Origin of the sequence: Xanthomonas sontii (assembly GCF_040529055.1) — a bacterium.
Classification (GTDB): domain Bacteria; phylum Pseudomonadota; class Gammaproteobacteria; order Xanthomonadales; family Xanthomonadaceae; genus Xanthomonas_A; species Xanthomonas_A sontii.
The window spans coordinates 1,959,867-1,981,727 of the sequence record NZ_CP132342.1; the positions used below are offsets into that span (position 1 = coordinate 1,959,867).

The window sequence follows — 21,861 nt, forward strand, 5'->3', positions numbered from 1 at the left end:
GGAGTGGGACAGCGACTCTCGTGCCTTGCAGGCTTCACGCGGCGGCCAGTTTCAGGGCTGGCAGGCAGACATCGCGAGGCCGGGTGGTCGGATCGCAAGGCCGATACTCGGGAGAGCCGCATGTCCGCCGACGTTCGATGATCGATTCGGTCGGTTATCCATGACGGCTTGATCAGGTCAGCAACCTCAGCCTCAGGGCATGCGCTTTTCCCATTCCCGATTCCCCTCTCCCCATTCCCAGCGTCAATGCATCCGCTGCGCGCGCGCGCTCAGTTCCACCAGGCGCTCGCGGATCGGCAAGGCGTCGGAGGCTTCGGGGTTCAATTGCAGATAGCGGCCCAAGTCGCGGCGTGCGCCGGGGACGTAGTCCATCTGCAGGTAGGCCATGCCGCGGTCGCGCAGGGCTTCGGGCTGGTCCGGCATCAGCTTGAGCACGCGGTCGGCGCTGCGTGCGGCGCGGTCCCACTCGTCGCGTTCGGCATACAGGCCGTGCAGGTTGCGCAGGACCCGGGCGAGGATCGCGCGGTGCGGTGCCGGGTCCAGGATCTGCAGCAGTGCGCGGTCGTCCGGGCTTTCGCCGCCCATGTGCGGTCGCGCGCGCTCGCGCAGTTCCTCCACCGCCAGCGGACGCCCGCCGTTGAACGGGTCCATCACCAGCAGGCCGTCGTCCACCGGCAGGCGCACCAGGAAATGCCCCGGGAAGGACACGCCGTCGAGCGGGATGTCCAGGCGCCGCGCCACGTCCATCTGCACCAGCGCCAGCGAGATCGGGTTGCCCAGGCGCCGCTCGAACACCTGGTTCATGTAGCTGTTGCGCGGGTCGTAATACTCGTCGTGGTTGCCGCTATAGCCCAGTTCTTCGAACAGGTGGCGATTGATCGCCGCCATCTTCAGCGGCCACTGCTCGATCATCGCCACCTCGTGCCGCAGGTGGTCGGCATGACTCTGCGCCAGGGTGTCGTAATGGGCGGCGTCCAGCTCCGGATACTCGTCGCGGGCGATCAGCAGTGCGGTCGCCAGCAGCGGCAGGGCATCGTCATCCAGCGCGGCCAGGGTATTCCAGCTCGGCAATGTCAATGGGGCGGCCATGGCCCAAGACTGGCGGCAAAGCCGGGCCCGATCAAGTCCGGCCGTTCCCGACAGCGGTGTCGGGTTCAGCGCCGTGGTCGCGGGGCCTTTTCCCGACGCCGCCGGTACCGTTGACGGGTCAGTGGCCCTGCGGAATTCCCGGGCCGAAACGCAGTTCGGTGCCGTCCTGCAGCTTCAACTGCTCAGCCTGGCCGGCGTTGAGTTCGAGCACGTAGCGCGCCGGCGCGTTGCTCGGGTAGGGCGGGCAGGCGTCGCCGGCCGAGCACGGCGGCACGTCGCGCTGCTGCGCCACCAGCTTGCGCTGGTTGTCGAAGTACAGGATGTCCAGCGGGATCTTGGTGTTCTTCATCCAGTACGCCTGCGGTTCCTCGCGGTCGTGGATGAACAGCATGCCGTGGTCGGTTTCCATCTGGTCGCGGAACATCAGCCCGCGCGCGCGGGTCGCATCGTTCTGGGCCAGTTCCACGTCGTAGCGATGTCCGCCCAATTCCACCCAATGGTCGCCGCCGGCACTGGCGCAGCCGCTGAGGGCGAGCAGGAGAAGGACGCAGAGCGCGCGGAAGAGGGACATGGGCGGACCAGGGCAGGGAGGACAGCGCGCACCTTGTTGCAAGGTGCGCGTGGCGTCAAGAGTGGGGATTGGGGATTCGGGATTGGGGATTCGTAAAAGCCGAGATCCTTGCCTTTGCGAATCCCTAATCCCCAATCCCGCGCGCGCCAGCGCGCGTCAAAAGACGCGCGGCGGCTCGCCACCGACGATCACCACGTCGGCCGGGCGGCGTGCGAACAGGCCGACGCAGACCACGCCGGGGATCTGGTTCAGTTCGCGCTCGAGCGCCACCGGGTCGGTGATCGACAGGTGGTGCACGTCCAGCACCACGTTGCCGTTGTCGGTGATCACGCCGTCGCGCCACACCGGCTGGCCGCCAGTGCGCGCCAGGATCTCGCGGGCGACCAGGCTGCGCGCCATCGGGATCACCTCGATCGGCAGCGGGAACGCGCCCAGGGTCTGCACCTGCTTGCTCGGGTCGATGATGCAGATGAAGCGCTCGCTGGCCTCGGCGATGATCTTCTCGCGGGTCAGCGCGGCGCCGCCGCCCTTGATCAGGCACTTGTTCGGATCGCACTCGTCGGCACCGTCCACGTACAGCGACAGGTTGCCGGTGTGGTTCAGCTCCAGCACCTCGATGCCGTGCTGGCGCAGGCGCGCGGTGCTCTGCTCGGAACTGGACACCGCACCCTTGATGCGGTGGGCGATGCGGCCGAGCGCGTCGATGAAATAGGCGACGGTGGAACCGGTGCCGACGCCGACGATCATCCCGTCCTGGACGTAGTCGATGGCTTTCTCGGCGGCAAGACGTTTGGCTTCTGACATTGGAGGAGCTCGGGAGTGGGGATTCGGGATTGGGGATTCGTTGAAGCGGCAGACGGGTGGGAACGGAGGTAAATCCCCAATCCCCACTCCCGAATCCCGGCTATTCGAGCGAAAGCAGCAGCTTCCACTGCGCGGCGCTGACCGGGAACACCGACAGACGGTTGCCGCGGGCGACCAGCGGGAAGCCCTCGCCCAGCGCATCGGCGTGCTGCTTGATCTCGTCCAGGGCGATGGTGCGCGCCAGCTTGCGTTCGAACGCCACGTCCACCAGGTACCAGCGCGGCTGCTCCTGGGTGGCCTTGGGGTCGTGGTAGTCGGAGGACGGGTCGAACTGGGTGGCGTCGGGATAGGCCTGGCTGGCCACGCGCGCCACGCCGACGATGCCCGGCACCTTGCAGTTGGAGTGGTAGAACAGGATGCCGTCGCCGACCTTCATGCCGTCGCGCATGAAGTTGCGCGCCTGGTAGTTGCGCACGCCGTTCCAGGGTTCGGTGCCGACCCGCTGCAGGTCGTCGATCGAGAAGGCGTCCGGTTCGGACTTCATCAGCCAATAGCGGGTGCGTGCGGTCATGCGGGGGAATCGTGCGCGGTCGACAGGGTGAGGGATTCGGTGCAGACCGCGTCCAGCGCCACGTCCCAGGCCGCCAGCGGCAAGGCCGCGACCTGTTGCGCGTTAAAGGCGGCCCCGACCAGCCAGGGCGGCGGAGCCTGCCGCTGGCGGAAAGCGAAGCTGCGATCATACCAGCCGCCCCCCATGCCCAGGCGGCCGCCGGCGGTGTCGAAGCCGACCAGCGGCGTCACCACCAGCGCCATCTGCGCCGGCGCCAGGGTCGTGGCCGGGTCGACGTCCGGTTCGGGGATGCCATAGCGGTTGGCGCGCAGCGGCTGCCCGGGGCGCCACGGCGCGAAGCGCAGAGTGTCGCCGCTGAGCACCGGCAGGCAGTACTGCACCGTCTCCGGCAACGACAGTTGCCAGCGGTGCAGGGCGATCTCCCCGTCCATCGCCCAGTAGCCGCCGACATGGCCGTGCTGCGGCGCGAAAGGCAGGTCCAGCAGTCGCTGCGCCAAGGCGTCGGCGGCGGCCAGGCGCACGGGCGCGGTGAGCGCGCGGCGGCGCGCGCGCAGGTCCTGGCGCAGGGAGTCGCGGTCGTCGGCAGTCATCTGGCAGGGGTGGCGATAGAGGGCGCTATTGTCGGCGCCGGCGCGCGCACTGACCAGCAGGCGCGCGCCGCTGCGGCGATCACGCGTAGAGCGCCACCGTCTGCCGGCCCCACAGCACCAGCCGCCCGGCCGTATCCCAGATCTGCATGTCCTGCAGCGAGTAGCCGTCCTCGGCATGCAGGCTGGCTGAGCGCAGCAGGAACCAGTCCCCGGCGCTGGCCGGCTGTGGGAAGTCCAGGGTCCAGGTCATCGAGCTGACCGGCGCCGGTGCGCTGAAGCAGGTCATCGCGGCCGGCGGCAGGCAGTCGCCCAGCGCGACCAAGGCCACGCTTGGGTCCACGCCGCCGGCGTCGCGATGGCGCGCCCAGACCAGCAACTCCGGATCGGCCGCGGCGGACAGCGGCAGCGCGCCGCCGGCCAGGCGCATGTCGAAGTTGGCGACGAAGGCCGGGGTCGCCGCGCTGTCGGCGATCGGCGTCGCGTCATCGGGGCCGACCACCGCCGGCCGTGCCGGCAGGAAGTCATGGGCGATGCGGCTGGGCCGCGGCTGCGCGAACAGCAAGGCTGCGCGCAGGGCGACCTGCCCGCCGGCGATGCAATCGACGCCCACCGAAGTGGCGGACTTGCCCTGGCGCAGCACCTGCGCATCGAAGCGCAGGCTGCCGTCGGCGGGGCCGATGAAGCCGATGTGCGCCGACTTCAGCGGCGGCAACGCGGACGGTGCCGTGCGCAGCGCGGCCTGCAGCGCCAGCGCCGCGGACAGGCCGCCGAAGGCGGTGCGGCCTTGCCGCCAGCTGGCGGGGACGTCGAATCCCACGGCGGGGTCGAAGCGGTCGAGGATCTGGGCGAGCGTCGGCAAACCGGGATCTCCGTGATGGGGAGACCAGTATCCCGGGTTTCGGTCGGCGCGAGAACGCGTGGCACCTGCAATGCGCCGGCGGCGACGGCGTGGTGAAGGCGCAAGTTGCGGACGCACAAAAGGAAACGGCGCCTTGCGGCGCCGCTTCCTGGAAAAATTGCATTCTCCGCCGTGACGATGCGTGCGAAACGACCTTGAACCCGGGGTTCAAGTGGGATGGCTGGAGAATCATCGGGCTTCCCGCTACGAGGCGGACCTGCACTCCCGATTCCGTCGCCACCCCGTGGTCGTCATTAAGGGACAAGGCGAATGTTTGCACACGCTGTCGTTCACAGCAGAGAACGCAAGTGGAGTATAGCGCCGCGATCGCGCTTGGCTAGTCCGTTCGTCGGTCCTTCGGTACGTTGCAATTCACGTTGATGATCGCAGCGCCACGTGCGGATCAGCGCGTCGTATCGGCCACGCTGTCCAGGCGGCGATTGAGATCGGCCAGTGTGCGCGCCATCTCGCGTTCGCGCTGCTCCTGTTCGTCGCGCAGTTGCTGCAACTCGTGCGCCAGGTTCAACGCCGCGAGCACGGCGACGCGGTCCACCGCGGCCATGCGGTTGCTGCCGCGCACCTCGCGCATCTTCGCATCGAGCAGGCGCGCGGCGGCGAGCAGGCCATCGCGTTCTTCGGCCTCGACGCCGACGGTGTATTCGCGGTCGAGGATGCGGACGCTGACCGGCTCGCTCACGTGTGCTGCTCCAGGGACTTCAGCCGGGCGATCATCGCTTCCACGCGCGAACGCGCCTGTTCGTTCTTGGTCAGCAACTGCGAGCGCTCGCCGATCAGGTGTTCCTGCTGCTGGCGCAGGCTGCGGTTCTCGTCGGACAGGCGCTGGCAGCGCTCGACCAGCGTTTCCACGCGTGCGGCAAGGGCGCGAAGCTCGGCGAGGGCGTCAGGGCTGTCCATGGCGCTCACGATAGGCATGCGCCCGAGGGGCGGTCAAGACGCCGCGCGGCGGCGCCATGGCCGGCGCTCAGGCAGGCAGCCGCAGCGGTTGCTGCAGCAGGCGCAGGCAGGCGTCCGGCTCCAGCGCCGGCGCCACCAGGTGGCCCTGGATCTCGTCGCAGCCGTGCGCGCGCAGGAACGCCAATTGCCCGGCGTCCTCGACGCCCTCGGCCACCACCTTCAGCGCCAGCGAGTGGCCCATCGCGATGATGGTGCTGGTGATCGCCTCGTCGTCCGGGTCGCGGGTGAGGTCGCCGATGAATTCCTGGTCGATCTTCAGGGTATTGATCGGCAGCCGCTTCAGGTAGGCCAGCGACGAATAGCCGGTGCCGAAGTCGTCGATGGCCAGGGTCAGCCCCAACTTGCGGCATGCGCGCAGCAGTTCGGCGTTCTTGCCGACCTGCGACATCACCACGCTCTCGGTCAGTTCCAGTTCGATGTTGGCGGCCGGCACGCCGGTGTCGGCGAGGATCCCGGCCATCAGTTCCGGCAGGTTGCCGCGCTCGAGCTGGATCGCCGAGACGTTCACCGACATGCACAGGTCGGTCAGCCCCATCCGCCGCCAGTCGCGCAGCGCGCCGCAGGCCTGGCGCAGCACCCATTCGCCGATCTCCAGGATCAGCCCGGTCTCCTCGGCCAGCGGGATGAACTGGCTCGGCGAGACCGGCCCGAAATCGGCGCTGTGCCAGCGCAGCAGCGCTTCCACGCCGACCACCCGCTGCGTGCGCAGCGAGTAGCGCGGCTGGTAGACCAGCTTCAGTTCCTGATCCAGCGGGATCTTGCGCAGCGTGCTGGCCAGGGTGGCGCGGTGACGGGTGGCCTCGTCCATGCGCGCCGAGTACACCTGCGCGTTGCGGCGCCCGGCGGCCTTGGCCTGGTACATCGCGGTATCGGCGTGCTTGAGCAGCTCGCTCGGCAGCAGCGCGTGCTGCGGGAACAGGGAGATGCCGATGGAGGTGGAGACCGCGACCTCGCGGCGTTCGTCCAGCCGCAGCGGCGCCTCGAACGCGGCCAGCACGCGGGCGGCCACCGCCTCGGCCTCGCCCTGGCTGACGATGTCCTCGACCACCACGGTGAATTCGTCGCCGGCCAGGCGCGCCACCGTGTGCTGCGGTCCCACCGCCTGCTGCAGGCGTTCGGCCACCGCGCGCAGCACGCGATCGCCGACCGCGTGGCCGAGCGAATCGTTGATGTCCTTGAAGCGGTCCAGGTCCAGGAACAGCACCGCGACCGAGCCGGCCTGGCGTCGCGCCCGCACGATCGCCCGCGCCAGGCGTTCGGACAGCAGCGCGCGGTTGGGCAGGCTGGTCAGCGTGTCGTAGTTGGCCAGATAGCGCAGTTCCTGTTCGGCGCGCTTCTGCTCGGTGATGTCTTCCAGCACCACCACCTGGAAGCTCTGGCGGCCATCGGCGTCGACCACGGTATTGCGGCGCAGGTGGCAGAGGATTTCCTGGCCGTCCTTGCGCCGCTTCCAGGCCTCGCCGCGCCAATGCCGGCCGTGGTCGGCCACCGGGGCCGCCGGCGTTTCCGGCGCGTGGTCGATCAGCGCCATCGGCTGGCCCAGTACCTCGCGCTCGCTGTAGCCGGTGATGCGGGTGAAGGCCGGGTTGACCGAGATGAAGCGGCGGTCCTCGTCGAGCACGGCGACCGCCTCGCCCATGCTGCGCAGCACTTCGGCGGCGATGCGCCGTTCCAGGTCGGCCTGGCGGTGCGAGGTGATGTCGCGTGCGGTGCCGGCGAGCCGGCGCGGCGCGCCGCTGGCGTCGTAGTCGACCACGCGGCCGCGCACCCGCGCCCAGTGCCAGACCCCGTCGCCGGCCAGGTCCACCCGGTACTCGGCGGTGTAGATCGCGGTCAGGCCCTGCAGGTGTTCCTGCAGCACCTGCCGCGCCTGCTGGACGTCGTCGGGATGGATCCGCAGCGGCTCGTTCTCGCGGATCACCAGGCCGATGTCCTGCGCGTGCGGCGTGGCCTCGTCGGCGCGCATCAGCCGCAACCTGCGCTGTTGCAGGTCGTAATCCCAGAAGTGCTCGCCCGAGGCCCACAGCGCCAGCTTCAGGTGCTGGTCGCGCTGCTGCAGTTGCGCGTGCCGTTGCAGTTGCTCGCGCAGGCGCCGACGCGAACGCAGCGCGAACAGCGCCGCCACCCCGCCGGCCGCCAGCGCGGCGAGCGCGATCAGCGGCCATGCGGCCAGCAAGGTCTCGCCGAACAAGGCGAGGCCGGTTCTTTCCGCAGCTCCTGCAGCAACGTGCTCCAATGGCATGGCGGAAAGTGACTTCTGTCAAAGAACGGGTGGTGGAGTGTAGGCGCGTGCCGGAAGCCACCACAAGCGGCGGCGCATACGCGGTTGCTACACTGCGCAGTCCCGATTCCGCCGCAGGCCTCGACAGGCCCGCGGCCAGCGCCCGACAGGCTTGCTCCATGACCGAACTTCCCACTGCCGACCAGATCGCCGATGCCAGCCGGACGCTTGGCCTGGCTGCGTCGGCAGCCGAACTGCACGGCGGCCTGTGCGGCTGGCTGGCCGGCGGCGGCGCCGAATTGCCGGCATGGCCGGCGGCCGTGCTCGCCGACGCCAGCCTCGCCGCGCCGCGCCCCGGCGATGCGCTGGACCGCCTGCGCGAGGCCACGACTGCGCAACTGAACGACCGCGATTTCGGCTTCGACCTGGTGCTGGCCGATGCCGGCGCGCCGCTGCCCGAGCGCGCCGACGCGCTGTTCGACTGGTGCCGCGGCTTCCTCGGCGGCTTCGGCCTGGCCGCAGGGGCTGCGCCGCCGCTGTCCGAGGAAGGGCAGGAAGCGCTGCAGGACGTGGCGCGTCTGGCCCAGGCCAGCGCCGACGATTTCGACAGCGGCGACGAGGACGAGGACGCGCTGGCCGAGATCGAGGAGTTCGTGCGCGTGGCGGTGCTGCTGCTGCACAGCGACTGCGTGCTCGGCCCGCGCCACCGGCAGCGCCTGAACTGATGAAGCGGCTCACCGGGATTTCCTCCGGCGAGTACGTGCGCCGGCGCCGTCATTTGATGGACATGGCCGGCGAGCAGGCCATCCTGGTACTGCCCAGCGCACCGGAGCGGGTGCGCAGCCACGACACGCACTACCCGTACCGGCAGGATTCGGACTTCTGGTATCTGTGCGGGTTCGCCGAGCCGGACGCGGTGCTGGTGCTGGTGCCCGGTCGCCGCCATGGCGAGGCGCTGCTGTTCTGTCGCGAACGCGACCCCGAGCGCGAAGCCTGGGACGGCCCGCGGGCGGGCCAGGAAGGCGCGGTCGAGCGCTACGGCATGGACGATGCCTATCCGATCGACGACCTCGACGAGATCCTGCCCGGGCTGCTGGAAGGCCGCTCGCGGGTTTACTACCACTTCGGCCGCGACGTCGATTTCGACCTGAAGCTGATCGGCTGGGTCAAGCGCGTGCGCGAGCAGGTGCGGCACGGCGCGCAGCCGCCGCACGAGTTCCTGGAGCTCGGCCATCTGCTGCACGAGCAGCGCCTGTTCAAATCGCGCGACGAGATCGCGCTGATGCAGGTCGCTGCGGACCTGAGCGTGGCCGGGCACCGCGCGGCGATGCGGCTGGCGCGGCCGGGCGTGCACGAATACCAACTGCAGGCCGAGATCGAGCGCGAATTCCGCGCCGGCGACGCCTGGCCGGCCTACGGCAGCATCGTCGGCAGCGGCCACAACGCCTGCGTGCTGCATTACCGCGCCAACGCCGCGCGCCTGCGCGACGGCGACCTGGTGCTGGTCGATGCGGGCGCCGAATACCGCGGTTATGCCGCCGATATCACCCGCACCTTCCCGGCCAACGGCCGCTTCAGCGCCGAACAACGCGCGCTGCACGATCTGGTCGGTGCCGCGCATGCCGCCGCGCTGGCGCAGGCGCGCCCGGGCGTGGCCTACGAGGCCGGACACCTGGCCGCGGTGCAGACCCTGACCGAAGGCCTGCTGCGGCTGGGCCTGCTCAAGGGCAGCGTCGAGCAGAACCTGGCCAGCGGCGACTACCGGCGCTTCTACCGGCACAAGACCGGGCACTGGCTGGGCCTGGACGTGCACGACGTCGGCGACTACCGGCTGGCCGGCGAATCGCGCCTGCTCGAGCCGGGCATGGTGTTCACCATCGAACCCGGCCTGTACGTGTCGCCGGACGACAAGGACGTGGACCCGAAGTGGCGGGGCATCGGCATCCGCACCGAGGACGACGTGCTGATCACCGACGACGGCCATCGCGTGCTTACCGATGCCCTGGCGCGCAGCGCCGAGGAGATCGAGGCGTGGATGGCTGGGAATGGGGACTAGGGAAACGGGAATGGGAAAAGCGGTCGCCGCGCGCGGAAAGGTCGGCTAGCAGACCTGGCGCGTTTGCCGTTGCGAATCCCCAATCCCGATTCCCCAATCCCGGCGGCGGCCGTCAGGCCGCCGCGACAGCCTGACGCCGCGCCCTTGCGTACAGGCGGCCGGTTGCGCACAGTGACCGGCTGAACAAGGGGGATTCATGAAGATGTGGATGCGATGCCTGCTGGCGGCAGGACTGTGCGTGGCCGTCGCAGCGCAGGCGCACGCGCAGCAAGTGGCCGCGCCGGCGGCGCCAGCCGATGCTGCGCCCGCGGCGACGCAGGCACCTGTGCCTGCTGCGGTGCCCACGCTGGCGCTGGACGATCTAGAGACGTTGCTGTCGCTGCGCGCTGCGCCGGAGGCCCGCGCGCAGATGCTGGCGCAGGTCGTCGCGCTGGCGGGTAAGGGCGATGGCGCCTCGGCGTACGTGTTGGGCGTGCTCTACCGCAATGGCGAGGCGCATCCGGCGCATCTGGTGCCGCGCGACCTGGACACGGCCCGCTACTGGCTGGAGCGCTGCCTGGGCATGCCGCGCTGCCCGCTGCTCGCGTTGGCGTCGCTGGCCGAGCTGGAGTTGTCCGCCGGCAATGCCAAGCCGGCGCTGCAATGGGCGCAGGGCTGGGTGGCGCTGGACCGCGAGTTCACCACGCGGGCGCGCGAGATCGAAGGCCGCCGTGTGCGGCCCAGCCAGCGCAATCGCGATACCGCCTACCATGCCTACCTCCTGGAGCGCTGCTATGCGGCGATGCCGAGCGGCGACCGCGACGCGATCGGCCTGGCCTGGTTCAACGCGTTCCGCGTGCAGTGGGGCCGGGTCCTGGACCGGATGCTGTTCGCGCAGCTCGATGCGCTGCAGGCGCAGGATGGCGAGGAGGCTGGCGGGCTGACTGCGCGTGCCGAGAATCAACGACGCAAGACCGTGCTGGACAGCCCGATGGACCTGCCGGTCACGCCGGCGTTGAGCCTGTTCCTGATGCGCGGCGATCCGCAGGGCGGACGTCCCGAGTCCGCCCTGGTGCTGGAGGCGCTGCCTTCGCCGAACGCGGCACGTGGACTCGAAGCGCTGGCACGCGATTTCAAGACCGCGCCGTATCCGGCCGCCGCCGGGCAGCGCCGCTACGACCTGATCCCGATGAGCTTCAATCGCGGCCCGTACGCGTTGACCGGCAAGTGATCGAGGTGGCGGCTCAGGCCGCCGCCGCAAACACCGGCCGCGTCAGGTTCTCGGGTGCGTCCTCGGTGCACACCACTTCGTCCTCGATGCGGATGCCGCCGTAGGGCTTGAATTGCTCCACGCGCGACCAGTCGACGCTGCCGCCATGGCCGGCCTGCTTGAGGTCGTCGAGCAGCATGTCGATGAAGTACAGGCCCGGCTCGATCGTCACCACCATGCCCGGTTCCAGGGTGCGGGTCATGCGCAGGTAGGGATGGCCGTCGGGGCGTTCGATGCGGCCGCCGCGGTCGCTGGCGGCGAAACCGGCGACGTCGTGCACCTGCAGGCCGATCGGGTGGCCCAGGCCGTGCGGGAAGAATGCGGCGCTGACGCCGGTGGCCACCGCGGTTTCCGGCGACACGGTGAGCACGCCGACGTCCTTCAGCACGCCCATCAGCGCCAGGTGCGCGTCCAGGTGCAGTTGCCGGTAGTCGACGCCGGCGCGCACGTGCTGGCCCATGCGCTGCTGCGCGGCGTCCACCGCGTCGATCAGCGCCTGGAACTCGCTGTCGCGATCGGATGCGTAGGTGCGGGTGATGTCGCTGGCGTAGCCGTGTGCCGAGGCGCCGGCGTCGATCAGGAAGCTGCGTAGCGGCGTCGGCGCCTGCCGCTGCAGTTCGGTGTAGTGCAGCACGGCGCCGTGTTCGTTCAACGCCACGATGTTGCCGTACGGCAGTTCGTTCGCGTCCTGGCCGACCGCGGCGCAGTAGGCCATGTGGATCTCGAACTCGCTGCGGCCGTCGCGGAACGCGGCCTCGGCGGCGCGATGGCCGCGCACCGCCGAGTGCTGCGCCTGGCGCATCAGTGCCAGCTCGTACGGCGTCTTGTAGGCGCGGTGGTATTCCAGGTAGTCCAGCACCGCCGGCGGGTTGTTCGGCACGTAGGCGCCCAGCGCGCTCTGCGGCTCGCCGAGGATCGCGCTGCGCGCGGCATCCGGCAGCAGCGCCAGCGCCTCGTCCGGGGCGCGGATCAGATGGATGTCGCAGTGGTCCACCCACCAGCCGCTGGGCGCATCCGGCACCACGTGCCAGTAGTCGCGCGGCTGGTGGAAGATCACCTGCGGACGGCGCCCCGGCGTGTACACCAGCCAACTGTGCGGCACCCGCGTCAGCGGCAGCCAGGCCTTGAACTGCGGGTTCACCGCGAACGGATAGTCGCGATCGTCGAACACCTGGTAGTGCAGGGTGCCGCTCGGGACCACCAGGTGGTCGAAGCCACCGCGCGCCAGCGCTTCGTCGGCGCGTCGGGTCAGGGTGCGCAGGTGGTCGGGATACAGGGCGCTTGGATCGTGCTGGGGCATGGCGGCGGACTCGTTCGGCGATGCGGAAACGGGGGCGCCAAGTGTGCCGGAAACGGTGCAGGCGTGTGGACGTGCACGGACGGCCTATGCATGGCGTGCGATGCCGAAGCTACGCCGGCGACGCGGGGCTTTGTCGATCCGCCGGAGACTCTTTGCGGCCGATCGCGCAACGGTCGCGGATGGCCGCCGCAGGAGCGGCTTCGGCCGCGACCGAGGCGTTCCCGGGAATGCCGGTCGCGGCTGATCCCGTCACAGGGACCAGTAGCCACACCTGCGAGGTTGATGCCGCTAGCCGCCGGTCGCAGCGTTGATCCACTGCCGCAACAGGTCACGATGCGCGGGGGAAATGGTCAGGAAGCGGAAGCCGGCCCAGGCCTGGCCCGGTGCGTGCGAGGGTTCGCTCCACAACAGGTGCGCGCCGATATCGATCTGCACGTCGCGGTCGGCGTGCGGTATCGCGAAGCGCAACTGGTACAGCGCGTCCTCGTGCAGCGGTGCCGAGGCGAGCAGCAGCATGCCGTGTTCGGAGACGTTGCCGAGGCGGCCGACCACGGCGTCTTCCATCAGGTCCAGCACCGGCACCATGTCCGGAACCTGGAGGCGCGGCGATCGGCGAGCGTCTGCGCTCATGCGCCCTCCATGGCGTCGTCGGCGGCGGGAACGCCGGCCAGGGTGCGCAGCGCGCGCACCGCGGCCTGCCAGGCGCGGTCGATCAGGCGGGCGCGGTCCTCGCTGACGATGCGCGCCTGTCCCTGCGCCAGCAGCCGCGCCAATCCGTCGAGCGTGTGTTCGGCGGCCTTCTGCCCGCGCTGGTTGACGAACAACGCGCGCTCGGTGATCGGGCTGTACCAGGACAGGCGTTGCCGCTTCAGGTCGCCTTGCTGGTTGACGACGAATTCGAACCAGGTGCCGAACGGCAGCGTGCGCAACCGCGCATACGCGGCTTGTTCGGCCTCGTTGCGCGGCGGCAGCGAGGGGCGCTCGCCGTCCTCGCCCTGCTCGCCGAGGCGGGTGCGCGCCTTCAGCCGCACGCTGAGTTCGGTGCGCGAGGTGGTGGCGTCGGTGCCGCCGGGCGTGGACAGGCGGCGGGCGATGGCCTCGGCTTCCTGCTGGTGGTAGCCCACCTGCAGCAGCGCCTGGCCCACGCGCTCGGCCAGGGCGGCATCGGAGGCGCCCTCGCTGCGGCAGGTGACCTCGGCGATGCGCTCGGCCAGGCCGATGCGCTCGCGCCAGGTCTCCGAGTCCTCGCCCTGACGCAGCAGGGTCAGCACCAGCACGTCGGACCAGGCCTGCTGCAGCAGGGTCTGCACGAAACCCGGCGGTTGCTGGGCGCTGCACAGCGCCTCCAGGGTGGCGGTCGCGGTCTGCTTGGCCAGCTCCAGCCGTTCCTTGCCGCGCGCGGCCTCGACGTGCCGGCGCTCGGCGATCTCGGCCTTGTGCGCCAGGCTGCGCTGCTGCGCCTGGATCTCCTGGTGGGCCTGCTCGAAGACGGTCTCGTCGCCTTCGTACTCCTCGATCACGCGGTCCACGGCCTGGTTGAGCTTGAGCAGCAGCGTCGGATCGCTGTCCTCTTCGCCCAGCCAGGTGGCGCCGGATTCGGCGACGGCATTGAGCAGTTCCCGCGCCGGGTGCCGGCTGCGCGCGAAGAACGCCGGATCCTGCAGCGCGGCGCGCACCAGCGGCACCTGCAGGCGTTCCAGCAGCGCCGCGGCCGGCGCGTCGGGGCGTACCTCGCGCTCGATCTCGCCGTACAGCAGGCCGAGCAGGTCGAAGGTGTCGGCCTGCTGTGCTGCCAGGGTCGCCTGCGCGCCGTGGGTGGCGCGCAGCGCCTGCAACAAGGCGGTCTGCACGTCGCGCAGGTGGCGGCGTCCGCGCAGCCCGCCCAGGGTGCTGTGGGCCGGCGGCTGCGCCTGCAGTTCGCCGAGGGCCTCCAACAGGCTGGCGGTCGGCACCGGGGCCGCACCGGCGGCGCTCGCCGGCCGCGCCGGAAGCGCGGCGGCACCGGCGGTCTCAGTCGTGGGCGCCGCCGCGGCGGGCACGGCCTTGGCGCGCGCCGCGGTCAGCAACTGGCGCAGGGTGGCCAGGTCCGGGCCGCTGGCGGCCGATTCCGCGGCGCCGGCTGCCGCGCCCGCTGGCGGCAGCGGTGCCGTCGCGGCAGGCCCCGGCGGCACGCCCATGGCGGGTGCGGCTTGACCAGGAGCGCTGGCGTTCCCGCGGGGGCCGCTGCCGGCAGCGGGCGGCACCGCGGCGCCGGGCATGCGCGCCGCGCGCCGCGTGCCCGGGTCGACATTGGTGCTGCGCGCCACGTAGGGCAGATAGATCAGGCCGGGCAGCACCCCGGCGTGGGTCAGCAGGACATTGGCCCGTTCCACCATCTCGCCGTAGCGCGCCAGCACCTGCCGTTCGAAGGCGCGATACAGCGCCAATTGCGTGTCCAGGCCAAGGCCCAACGCTTCGCCGGCGGTGCGCAGCAGCCGGCACAGCGCGTGCGGTCCCAGCGGCAGTTGCTCGATCTCGAAGGCGGGCCGCGCCGCCAGCACGCCGAAGCGCTGGCCGAGCAACTGCAGCGGGATATTGCAGCGGATCGCCTCGCGGCGGGCGATCTCGTGCAGCACGATGTCGCGGTCGATATCCACATCGGCGACCAGGGTCAGCATCTGCCCGGCACCTGCCTTGGCTACTCGCGGCGCAGCGGCCGTTGCCAAGGGGCTGCGGATTCCGGCCAGCCCGGCTTCCAGCTGCGCCTGGTAGAACGGCGCCAGGCGCCCGCGCTGCGCGCGCACGCGTTGCGCCTCCTGGAACAGGTCCTGTTGCACCTGGCCATTGCGGGCGCGTCCGGCCTGCTCGAGCAGGTCCTGCTCCAGCTCGTCCAGGGTCGCCTGCAGCGGCAGTTCCAGGGCCTGCCACAGCAGGCTGTTCAAGGCCAGCAGGATGTCGCGCACGCGCGCCGGCAGGGCGGCGCTGGCAAGCGTCGCTGGCGGGGCCGACATGGTCGCAGACAGGGGCATCCTGTGATCGCCGTTATACTTTTCTGCGCGGTATGTAGCACGATCCGCCGCTGCAACCAAGGCGGGCGGCGCGGCTCAGGGCAGGAACAGGGCGATCACGTCGTTGGTGAACCGCCGTCCCAGCTCGGTCGGCACGGCGTGGCCGGCGTCCACCCGCAGCCAGTCGCGGGCCTGCGCGGTGGCCAGGGCCGGGGCGATCGCCTGCAGCGGCAGGCCGGTGCGGGCGCTGAAGTCGCGCAGCGCGAAGCCGTCGTTGAGGCGCAGGGCGTTGAGCATGTACTCGAACGGGCGCCGCTCCGGCGCGATCCACTCGTCGCCGCCGATCGCCGCCGGCGTCCCCGCCGCGTCCAGGAACGCCTGTGGATGCTTGTGCTTCCAGCGCCGCAGGATGTTCTGTTCGGCGCCGGAACTGATCTTGCCGTGCGCGCCGGCACCGATGCCGAGATAGTCGCCGAAGGTCCAGTAGTTGAGGTTGTGCGCGCAGCGGTAACCGGCGCGGGCGTAGGCGCTGACTTCGTACTGTGCGAAGCCGGCCTCGGCCAGCAGCGCCTGGCAGCGCTCCTGCATGTCCCAGGCGTCGTCGTCCTCGGGGATGCCCTGCGGCGGCCGCGCGGCGAACACGGTGTTCGGTTCCAGGGTGAGCTGGTAGTGGCTCAGGTGGGTCGGCTGCAGCGCCAGCGCCTGCGCGATGTCGCGCTCGGCCTCGGCCAGGGTCTGCTGCGGCAGCGCGTACATCAGGTCCAGGTTGACATTGGCATAGCCGGCGTCCTGCGCCAGCTTCACCGCACGCTCGGCCTCGGCGCCGTCGTGGATGCGGCCCAGCCGCTGCAGGGCCGCGTCGTCGAAGCTCTGGATGCCGAAGCTCAGGCGATTCACCCCGGCCGCCAGGTAGCGGTCGAAGCGGCCGTGCTCGGCGGTACCGGGGTTGGTCTCCAGGGTGATCTCCAGGCCCGGCGCGAAGCGCAGCCGGGCGCTGGCCGCCTGCAGGAAGCGATCGATCGCCTCGGGCGGGAACAGGCTGGGCGTGCCGCCGCCGAAGAACACGCTGTTGACCACCCGGCCCCAGACCAGCGGCAGGTCCTGATCCAGGTCGCGGATCAGCGCGTCCACGTAGTCGTCGAACGGCAGCGCGCCCTTGGCCGCGTGCGAATTGAAATCGCAGTACGGGCATTTGCGCACGCACCAGGGCAGGTGCACGTAGAGCGACAGCGGTGGCGGCACCAGCGCCGGGGTGTCGGCGTGCGCGGACGGATCCGGGCAGGCGGTGCCGGGCGGATGCTGGCAATGGTCGTGGGCGTGCGGCATGGCGGGCGGGAATCTGGAAACGGAGATGCGGGCGGTGCGGGCGCCGGAGGGTTCAGGGCTTGGCGCAGCGGCGCAGGGCAGTCTGCGCGCGCCGCGGTGTCCTGACTGGCCCGGTGCCTGCGCGCGGTGCGGTCACTCGGCGGGATGCGCCGCAAGATGGTCCGCCAGGCGCTGCTTAAGCTGCTGCAGGGCGAGGGCGCGGTGGCTGATGCGGTTCTTCAGCGCCAGCGGCATCTCGGCGGCGGTCTGGCCGTGGTCCGGGTCCAGGAACACCGGGTCGTAACCATGCCCGCCGGTGCCGGCACGCGCATGCGCGATGCGGCCGCGCCAGCGGCCTTCCACCAGCAGCGGCTGCGGATCCTCGGCATGCCGCAGCAGCACCAGCACGCAGTAGAAATGCGCGCCGCGCTGCGCATCGGGGACATCGCGCAGCGCGTCCAGCAGCTTGTCGATGTTGGCCTGCGCATTGCCGTGCTCGCCGGCGTAACGCGCCGAGTACAGCCCCGGTGCGCCATGCAGCGCGTCCACGCAGATGCCGGAGTCGTCGGCCAGCGCCGGCAGGCCGGTGACGCGGGCGGCGTGGCGCGCCTTGAGCAGCGCGTTCTCGACGAAGGTCAGGCCGGTCTCGTCGGCATCGCTGACGCCGAGCGTGGATTGCGCGATCAACTCGACCCCCACGTCGTCGAGCAAGGCCTTCAGTTCTTCGAGCTTGCCGGCGTTGCTGCTGGCCAGGACCAGTTTCATGCGATGGGCTCCAGCAGATCCCAGGTGTTGCCGTACAGATCGCGGAACACCGCGACCGTGGCGTAGGGTTCGTGGCGAGGGACTTCCAGGAATTCCACACCGGCGGCCAGCATCGCCGCATGGTCGCGCTGGAAGTCGTCGGTGTGCAGGAAGAAGCCGACGCGGCCGCCGGTCTGGTCGCCGATGCGGCTGCGCTGCGCGTCGTCGCTGGCGCGCGCCAGCAGCAGCGCCGCGCCGCGCGCATCGCCGGGCCCGACCACGACCCAGCGCTTGTGGCCCTGGTCCACGTCCTCCAGCACCTGGAAGCCCAGCTTGCCGGTGTACCAGGCGATGGCCTCGTCGTAGTCGGCCACCACCAGGGTGACCAGGGTCAGGCGCCGGTTCATTGCGCCAGGGCGGCGCGCTGTGCCGCCAGCAGTTCGCCGATGCCGCGCTCGGCCAGGCCGAGCAGCGCGTCCAGTTCGTCGCGGCGGAAGGCGTGGCCCTCGGCGGTGCCCTGCAGCTCGATGAAGCCGCCGCCATCGTTCATCACCACGTTCATGTCGGTGTCGCAGTCGCTGTCCTCGGCGTAGTCCAGGTCCAGCACCGGCATGCCGCGGTACACGCCGACCGAGACCGCGGCGACCGCGCCCAGCACCACCGGCTTCTTCAGGTCGCCGCGCTTCTGCAGCCAGTTCACCGCATCCACCAGCGCCACGTAGGCGCCGGTGATGGCGGCGGTGCGGGTGCCGCCGTCGGCCTGCAGCACGTCGCAGTCCAGGGTGATGGTGCGCTCGCCCAGCGCGGTACGGTCGACGCAGGCGCGCAGCGCGCGGCCGATCAGACGCTGGATCTCCAGCGTGCGTCCGCCCTGCTTGCCGCGCGCGGCCTCGCGATCGGAACGCGAGTGGGTGGCGCGCGGCAGCATGCCGTATTCGGCGGTGACCCAGCCTTCGCCCTTGCCGCGCAGGAAGCCCGGCACGCGGTTCTCGACGCTGGCGTTGCACAGCACGCGGGTGTCGCCGAAGCTGACCAGGACCGAGCCTTCGGCATGGCGGGTGAAGGCGCGTTCGATGCGGACCGGGCGCAACTGATCGGCCGTGCGGCCGCTGGGACGGGAGAAGGACATGCAGGGGTTCCGGGAAGGGCGGGGCCGTGCGCGGCCTGTGACCGCGTCGGTGAGGCAGGAAAGGGCGCTAGGTTAACATTCGCCCCCTGTCCGCACCGGAACACCGCATGATCCGCAGCATGACCGCCTATGCCGGCGCCGAGCGCATCACTCCCTGGGGCACGCTGGGATGCGAGCTGCGCTCGGTCAACCACCGTTTCCTGGAAGTCGGCGTGCGCCTGCCGGAGGAACTGCGCGCGCTGGAGCCGCAACTGCGCGAACGCGTGGCCGCGCGGATCAGCCGCGGCAAGCTCGACCTGATGCTGCGCCTGCGCGCGCCGGAGGCAGCGCAGACCCTGGCGGTGAACGAGGCCCTGGTCGAGCAGTTGGGTGTGCTTGCGCAACGGCTGGGAGTGCGTTTCCCGCAGATGCAGGTGCAGTTCGTCGACCTGCTGCAGCTGCCCGGCGTGCTGCAGGGGCAGACGGCCGATCCGGCGGCGCTGCAGGCGCAGGCGCTGGAACTGCTGGACGAGGTGCTGGCCGAGTTCGTCGCCGCGCGCGAGCGCGAGGGCGGCAAGCTGGCCGCGGCCATCGTCGAGCGCGTCGATGCGGTGGAACGCATCGCCGGCGAGGTGCGCACGCTGATCCCCGCCATCCGCGACGGCCAGCGCGCCAAGCTGGCGGCGCGCCTGGCCGATCTGCCGCATCCGGTCGATCCCGGCCGCGCCGAGCAGGAACTGGTGCTGTGGCTGCAGAAGCTCGATGTGGACGAGGAACTGGACCGGCTCGGCAGCCATATCAAGGAACTGCGCCGCGTCCTGCGCCAGCCCGAACCGGCCGGCCGGCGCCTGGACTTCCTGCTGCAGGAGTTCAACCGCGAGGCCAACACCCTGGGCTCGAAGTCGGTGGACAGCCGCACCTCCAACGCCGCGGTGGAACTGAAGGTGCTGATCGACCAGATCCGCGAGCAGGTGCAGAACCTGGAGTAACCAGCGCGGGTTCGGTCGGCGCGGGTACGACCATCGCGCTCAGCGCAGGAAGAACTCCACCGGCACCACCACCTGCACCGCATCGCCGGACATCTCTGCCGGCGGTGGTGGCAGCGGCTCGGCGCGCCGGACCGTGGCCAGCGCTTCGGCGTCCAGCGTGTCGTGGCCGCTGCTGCGGACCAGGCGCAGGTCGTCGGCATGGCCGCCGTGGTCCACTGCGAAACCCACGTGCGCCACGCCTTCCTGCCTGCGTCGCTGCGCCGCTCGCGGATAGCGTTTGTAGCGTTGCAGGTGGCCCAGCAGTTGCGCCTGCCAGGTCACGCGCGCCTGTGGCGTGGTCCCGGCCAGCGACTGCGGCGCGGCGTAACGCTCCGCAGGTGGCGCGACGATGCCGGGTGGCGCGCTGGCCTGCGCGGCGGCCGACTCCTGCGGCGTGTCCTGTTGCGCGAGCAGCGGCGTTGGCGGCGATTTCGCTTGCGCCTGCGCCGGCACCGGGGCGGTCGGCACGGGGGGCGGCGTTGCGCGCGCCACCTGCGTGCGCACCACGTCGCGGCGCGCGCGTTGCGGCGGGCCGGGCGCCAGGTCGGTGGGCACGGCCGGCGGCGCGACCGGCGCCGGTGCCAGGTCCAGCAGCAGCGCCGGTGCCGACGCGGAGGGCGGCGGCACCGGCATGCGCGAGGGCCAGGCCAGCAACACGGCCAGCACCAGCGCATGCGCCGCCAGCACCAGGCCCAGGCTGAGCAGCCAGCGGCGCAGCGCCGGCGGGTGCACGTTCATCGCGCCGGCGACTCCACCGCGACCAGGGCGATCTTCAGATAGCCCGCCGCGCGCAGCGCGTCCAGCGTGCCCATCAGGTCGGCGTAGGCCACGCGGCGGTCAGCGCGCAGCAAGATGCGGCGGTCGCGGTCGCCGCCGCTGCGTCGGTCCAGCGCCGGCCGCAGCGCCTGCGCGGCGATCGGCTGCTCGTCCAGGCGCAGGCTCAGGTCCGCGCCCAGGGTCAGAAGAATCGGGTCGCGGTCGGGCGCGCCGGCCGCGGCGCCGCTGGCCGGCAGCTCGACCGGTACCTCCACCGTCGCCAGTGGTGCGGCGATCATGAACACGATCAGCAGCACCAGCATCACGTCGATCAACGGCGTCACGTTGATCGCGTGCTGTTCTTCGAGGGTGTCGTCGTCGTCGCGTGCGGTGCGGATCGCCATGGCCGGCCTCATCGCGTGGCGGCGGCGTCGGCCGCTGCCGGCGCGTCGGCGTGGAGGCGGTCCAGGTCGCGCGACACCAGTTGCTGCACACCGGCCGACAGATCGCCCAGGCGCTGGCGCAGCCCGCCCAGGCGCCGCGCGAGTTGGTTGTAGAACATCACTGCCGGAATCGCCGCGACCAGGCCCAGCGCCGTCGCCAGCAGCGCTTCGGCGATGCCTGGCGCCACCACCGCCAGGGTAGTGGTATTGGCGCGGGCGATGCCGACGAAGCTGCGCATGATGCCCCACACCGTGCCGAACAGGCCGACGAACGGTGCGGTGGCGCCGATGCTGGCAAGCAGCCCGATGCCCTGGCGCCACTGTCGCGCGTGGTCCAGTTCCACCCGCTCCAGGCGCGAAGCCAGCCGTTCCTTGATCCCGGCCGCGTCGCGCAGGCCGCTGGACTGCTGCAGTTCAGCGCGCGCTTCCTGCAGCAGCGCGCGGGCGGCAGGCGTGTCCAACGCCGGCTGCGCCTCGGTCTCGCGCAGCCGCTGCGAACCCTGCAGCGCCGCGCGCGCGGCCTGCAGCGCCGCGCCGGCGCGCGCCAGTTCCCGGTGCTTGGCCAGGAGCACCGTCCACGTCGCGACCGAAGCGACGACCAGGCCGATCATCACCGCCTGCACCACCAGGTCGGCATGCAGGAACATCTGCCAGGCGCTGAGGTCGGCTGGACGCGGTGCGATGGGGGAGATGGGGGCGATAGCGGTCATGGGCTGGGAGGCGGCGTGGTAGGAGGGCGGCGCGGCGGGACGGAATTCAGCGCGGTGGTGGTGCATCGCGCGGCGCAGGGCGGGTCAGCACGAACGCGGCGCTGGCGGCGATCAGCGCGCCGACGCCGAGCGCCAGCGTCGCGCCGGGATGCGCGCCGCAGCAGAACAGCAGATAGCCCAGCGCCATGCCGCTGGCGGCGAGCCACTTGCCGCGGCGGGTGATGGCGCCCTGCTCGCGCCACAGGCGCAGCGTCGCGCCGTAGCGCGGATGCGCCAGCAGCCAGGCGTCCAGCCGCGGCGAGGAGCGCGAAAAACAGTACGCTGCCAGGATCAGGAAAATGGTGGTGGGCATCACCGGCAGCACGGCGCCGATCAGGCCCAATGCCAGCATCAGCAGGCCCAGGCCGCACCACAGCGCGCGGCTCAGGTGCACGGTCGCCTCCACGGCGGCATCGG

Annotated in this window: 24 protein-coding genes and 1 other RNA gene; 4 read left to right on the forward strand and 21 right to left on the reverse strand. The window is 71.1% G+C overall.

The genetic code is table 11. The features are described 5' to 3' along the window. Positions 1–243: 243 nt before the first annotated feature. The 10 genes from RAB70_RS08295 to RAB70_RS08340 all read right to left on the reverse strand — a co-directional run bounded on the left by RAB70_RS08295 (position 244) and on the right by RAB70_RS08340 (position 7,689). On the reverse strand, positions 244–1,158 hold the full coding sequence (locus RAB70_RS08295) for a SirB1 family protein (protein ID WP_408068872.1): 915 nt from the start codon (positions 1,156–1,158) through the stop codon (positions 244–246). Between the two features lie 49 nt (positions 1,159–1,207). After that, positions 1,208–1,660 (reverse strand): DUF192 domain-containing protein, encoded by a 453-nt coding sequence (locus RAB70_RS08300; protein ID WP_017915858.1) that lies wholly within the window; start codon positions 1,658–1,660, stop codon positions 1,208–1,210. Positions 1,661–1,816: 156 nt separating this feature from the next. Then, positions 1,817–2,464: a ribose-5-phosphate isomerase RpiA gene (gene rpiA / locus RAB70_RS08305; protein ID WP_148829624.1), complete on the reverse strand. Its 648-nt coding sequence runs from the start codon at positions 2,462–2,464 to the stop codon at positions 1,817–1,819. Positions 2,465–2,564: 100 nt separating this feature from the next. Beyond that, entirely contained in the window at positions 2,565–3,035 is a 471-nt protein-coding gene (locus tag RAB70_RS08310) for an EVE domain-containing protein (RefSeq protein ID WP_017910441.1), read from the reverse strand. Further along, positions 3,032–3,625 (reverse strand): 5-formyltetrahydrofolate cyclo-ligase, encoded by a 594-nt coding sequence (locus RAB70_RS08315; protein WP_148829625.1) that lies wholly within the window; start codon positions 3,623–3,625, stop codon positions 3,032–3,034. Before RAB70_RS08315 ends, RAB70_RS08310 begins: the two co-directional genes overlap by 4 nt. 79 nt (positions 3,626–3,704) lie before the next feature. Then, a complete protein-coding gene (locus tag RAB70_RS08320) occupies positions 3,705–4,484 on the reverse strand; it encodes an acyl-CoA thioesterase II (protein WP_148829626.1) in 780 nt (259 codons plus the stop codon). A gap of 159 nt (positions 4,485–4,643) precedes the next feature. Next, positions 4,644–4,828, reverse strand: a non-coding RNA gene (ssrS, locus tag RAB70_RS08325) — 6S RNA. A gap of 98 nt (positions 4,829–4,926) precedes the next feature. Further along, positions 4,927–5,220: a cell division protein ZapA gene (locus RAB70_RS08330; protein WP_148829627.1), complete on the reverse strand. Its 294-nt coding sequence runs from the start codon at positions 5,218–5,220 to the stop codon at positions 4,927–4,929. After that, positions 5,217–5,438 (reverse strand): TIGR02449 family protein, encoded by a 222-nt coding sequence (locus RAB70_RS08335; protein WP_017910437.1) that lies wholly within the window; start codon positions 5,436–5,438, stop codon positions 5,217–5,219. The genes RAB70_RS08330 and RAB70_RS08335 overlap by 4 nt, the downstream gene beginning before the upstream one ends. A gap of 67 nt (positions 5,439–5,505) precedes the next feature. Beyond that, a complete protein-coding gene (locus tag RAB70_RS08340; protein ID WP_192578973.1) occupies positions 5,506–7,689 on the reverse strand; it encodes a bifunctional diguanylate cyclase/phosphodiesterase in 2,184 nt (727 codons plus the stop codon). A 209-nt stretch (positions 7,690–7,898) separates the two neighbouring features. Here RAB70_RS08340 and RAB70_RS08345 point away from each other — a divergent pair, with 209 nt between their 5' ends. From RAB70_RS08345 to RAB70_RS08355, 3 genes are all read left to right on the forward strand, one after another. After that, on the forward strand, positions 7,899–8,444 hold the full coding sequence (locus RAB70_RS08345) for a YecA family protein (protein WP_043094872.1): 546 nt from the start codon (positions 7,899–7,901) through the stop codon (positions 8,442–8,444). Continuing rightward, on the forward strand, positions 8,444–9,775 hold the full coding sequence (locus RAB70_RS08350; protein ID WP_148829629.1) for an aminopeptidase P N-terminal domain-containing protein: 1,332 nt from the start codon (positions 8,444–8,446) through the stop codon (positions 9,773–9,775). The genes RAB70_RS08345 and RAB70_RS08350 overlap by 1 nt, the downstream gene beginning before the upstream one ends. Positions 9,776–9,983: 208 nt before the next feature. Next, positions 9,984–10,985 carry a hypothetical protein gene (locus tag RAB70_RS08355; protein WP_152239999.1) on the forward strand — a complete coding sequence of 334 codons (1,002 nt, stop codon included), beginning with the start codon at positions 9,984–9,986 and terminating at the stop codon, positions 10,983–10,985. A gap of 13 nt (positions 10,986–10,998) precedes the next feature. Here the strand turns inward: RAB70_RS08355 and pepQ are convergent, their stop codons facing one another. The 7 genes from pepQ to rph form a co-directional block, all read right to left on the reverse strand. Next, complete coding sequence (pepQ, locus tag RAB70_RS08360; protein WP_148829631.1) at positions 10,999–12,324, reverse strand: Xaa-Pro dipeptidase; 1,326 nt, start codon at positions 12,322–12,324, stop codon at positions 10,999–11,001. A 288-nt stretch (positions 12,325–12,612) separates the two neighbouring features. Beyond that, positions 12,613–12,954, reverse strand: coding sequence for a PilZ domain-containing protein (locus RAB70_RS08365; RefSeq protein ID WP_026143711.1), 342 nt, complete (start codon positions 12,952–12,954; stop codon positions 12,613–12,615). Further along, positions 12,951–15,332, reverse strand: coding sequence for a DUF1631 domain-containing protein (locus RAB70_RS08370; protein WP_148829632.1), 2,382 nt, complete (start codon positions 15,330–15,332; stop codon positions 12,951–12,953). Before RAB70_RS08370 ends, RAB70_RS08365 begins: the two co-directional genes overlap by 4 nt. Positions 15,333–15,407: 75 nt before the next feature. Continuing rightward, on the reverse strand, positions 15,408–16,637 hold the full coding sequence (gene hemW / locus RAB70_RS08375) for a radical SAM family heme chaperone HemW (protein WP_148829633.1): 1,230 nt from the start codon (positions 16,635–16,637) through the stop codon (positions 15,408–15,410). Positions 16,638–16,769: 132 nt separating this feature from the next. Next, positions 16,770–17,381: an RdgB/HAM1 family non-canonical purine NTP pyrophosphatase gene (gene rdgB / locus RAB70_RS08380; protein ID WP_148829634.1), complete on the reverse strand. Its 612-nt coding sequence runs from the start codon at positions 17,379–17,381 to the stop codon at positions 16,770–16,772. Continuing rightward, entirely contained in the window at positions 17,378–17,767 is a 390-nt protein-coding gene (locus RAB70_RS08385; protein WP_148829635.1) for a VOC family protein, read from the reverse strand. Before RAB70_RS08385 ends, rdgB begins: the two co-directional genes overlap by 4 nt. After that, complete coding sequence (gene rph / locus RAB70_RS08390; RefSeq protein ID WP_017907632.1) at positions 17,764–18,489, reverse strand: ribonuclease PH; 726 nt, start codon at positions 18,487–18,489, stop codon at positions 17,764–17,766. Before rph ends, RAB70_RS08385 begins: the two co-directional genes overlap by 4 nt. Before the next feature lie 107 nt (positions 18,490–18,596). Between rph and RAB70_RS08395 the strand changes: the two genes are divergently transcribed. Then, positions 18,597–19,457, forward strand: coding sequence for a YicC/YloC family endoribonuclease (locus RAB70_RS08395; RefSeq protein WP_043094881.1), 861 nt, complete (start codon positions 18,597–18,599; stop codon positions 19,455–19,457). Positions 19,458–19,496: 39 nt separating this feature from the next. Here the strand turns inward: RAB70_RS08395 and RAB70_RS08400 are convergent, their stop codons facing one another. From RAB70_RS08400 to RAB70_RS08415, 4 genes are all read right to left on the reverse strand, one after another. After that, on the reverse strand, positions 19,497–20,234 hold the full coding sequence (locus tag RAB70_RS08400; protein ID WP_148829636.1) for an energy transducer TonB: 738 nt from the start codon (positions 20,232–20,234) through the stop codon (positions 19,497–19,499). Beyond that, positions 20,231–20,656, reverse strand: a complete 426-nt coding sequence (locus tag RAB70_RS08405) for a biopolymer transporter ExbD (protein WP_148829637.1) — start codon at positions 20,654–20,656, stop codon at positions 20,231–20,233. The genes RAB70_RS08400 and RAB70_RS08405 overlap by 4 nt, the downstream gene beginning before the upstream one ends. Before the next feature lie 8 nt (positions 20,657–20,664). Continuing rightward, entirely contained in the window at positions 20,665–21,342 is a 678-nt protein-coding gene (gene exbB, locus RAB70_RS08410; protein WP_148829638.1) for a tonB-system energizer ExbB, read from the reverse strand. Positions 21,343–21,451: 109 nt separating this feature from the next. Then, positions 21,452–21,838 carry a YbaN family protein gene (locus RAB70_RS08415; RefSeq protein ID WP_226977916.1) on the reverse strand — a complete coding sequence of 129 codons (387 nt, stop codon included), beginning with the start codon at positions 21,836–21,838 and terminating at the stop codon, positions 21,452–21,454. Positions 21,839–21,861: the final 23 nt, after the last annotated feature.

What these genes read in the sequence shown, in the direction of transcription:
- RAB70_RS08400 (WP_148829636.1), bottom strand. Translation starts at nt 20,234, where the DNA reads ATGAACGTGCACCCGCCGGCGCTGCGCCGCTGGCTGCTCAGCCTGGGC.
- rpiA (WP_148829624.1), bottom strand. Translation starts at nt 2,464, where the DNA reads ATGTCAGAAGCCAAACGTCTTGCCGCCGAGAAAGCCATCGACTACGTC.
- RAB70_RS08300 (WP_017915858.1), bottom strand. Translation starts at nt 1,660, where the DNA reads ATGTCCCTCTTCCGCGCGCTCTGCGTCCTTCTCCTGCTCGCCCTCAGC.
- RAB70_RS08310 (WP_017910441.1), bottom strand. Translation starts at nt 3,035, where the DNA reads ATGACCGCACGCACCCGCTATTGGCTGATGAAGTCCGAACCGGACGCC.
- rph (WP_017907632.1), bottom strand. Translation starts at nt 18,489, where the DNA reads ATGTCCTTCTCCCGTCCCAGCGGCCGCACGGCCGATCAGTTGCGCCCG.
- hemW (WP_148829633.1), bottom strand. Translation starts at nt 16,637, where the DNA reads ATGCCGCACGCCCACGACCATTGCCAGCATCCGCCCGGCACCGCCTGC.
- RAB70_RS08355 (WP_152239999.1), top strand. Translation starts at nt 9,984, where the DNA reads ATGCGATGCCTGCTGGCGGCAGGACTGTGCGTGGCCGTCGCAGCGCAG.
- RAB70_RS08335 (WP_017910437.1), bottom strand. Translation starts at nt 5,438, where the DNA reads ATGGACAGCCCTGACGCCCTCGCCGAGCTTCGCGCCCTTGCCGCACGC.
- RAB70_RS08315 (WP_148829625.1), bottom strand. Translation starts at nt 3,625, where the DNA reads ATGACTGCCGACGACCGCGACTCCCTGCGCCAGGACCTGCGCGCGCGC.
- RAB70_RS08365 (WP_026143711.1), bottom strand. Translation starts at nt 12,954, where the DNA reads ATGAGCGCAGACGCTCGCCGATCGCCGCGCCTCCAGGTTCCGGACATG.
- rdgB (WP_148829634.1), bottom strand. Translation starts at nt 17,381, where the DNA reads ATGAAACTGGTCCTGGCCAGCAGCAACGCCGGCAAGCTCGAAGAACTG.
- RAB70_RS08370 (WP_148829632.1), bottom strand. Translation starts at nt 15,332, where the DNA reads ATGCCCCTGTCTGCGACCATGTCGGCCCCGCCAGCGACGCTTGCCAGC.
- RAB70_RS08350 (WP_148829629.1), top strand. Translation starts at nt 8,444, where the DNA reads ATGAAGCGGCTCACCGGGATTTCCTCCGGCGAGTACGTGCGCCGGCGC.
- RAB70_RS08395 (WP_043094881.1), top strand. Translation starts at nt 18,597, where the DNA reads ATGATCCGCAGCATGACCGCCTATGCCGGCGCCGAGCGCATCACTCCC.
- RAB70_RS08345 (WP_043094872.1), top strand. Translation starts at nt 7,899, where the DNA reads ATGACCGAACTTCCCACTGCCGACCAGATCGCCGATGCCAGCCGGACG.
- RAB70_RS08385 (WP_148829635.1), bottom strand. Translation starts at nt 17,767, where the DNA reads ATGAACCGGCGCCTGACCCTGGTCACCCTGGTGGTGGCCGACTACGAC.
- exbB (WP_148829638.1), bottom strand. Translation starts at nt 21,342, where the DNA reads ATGTTCCTGCATGCCGACCTGGTGGTGCAGGCGGTGATGATCGGCCTG.
- RAB70_RS08405 (WP_148829637.1), bottom strand. Translation starts at nt 20,656, where the DNA reads ATGGCGATCCGCACCGCACGCGACGACGACGACACCCTCGAAGAACAG.
- pepQ (WP_148829631.1), bottom strand. Translation starts at nt 12,324, where the DNA reads ATGCCCCAGCACGATCCAAGCGCCCTGTATCCCGACCACCTGCGCACC.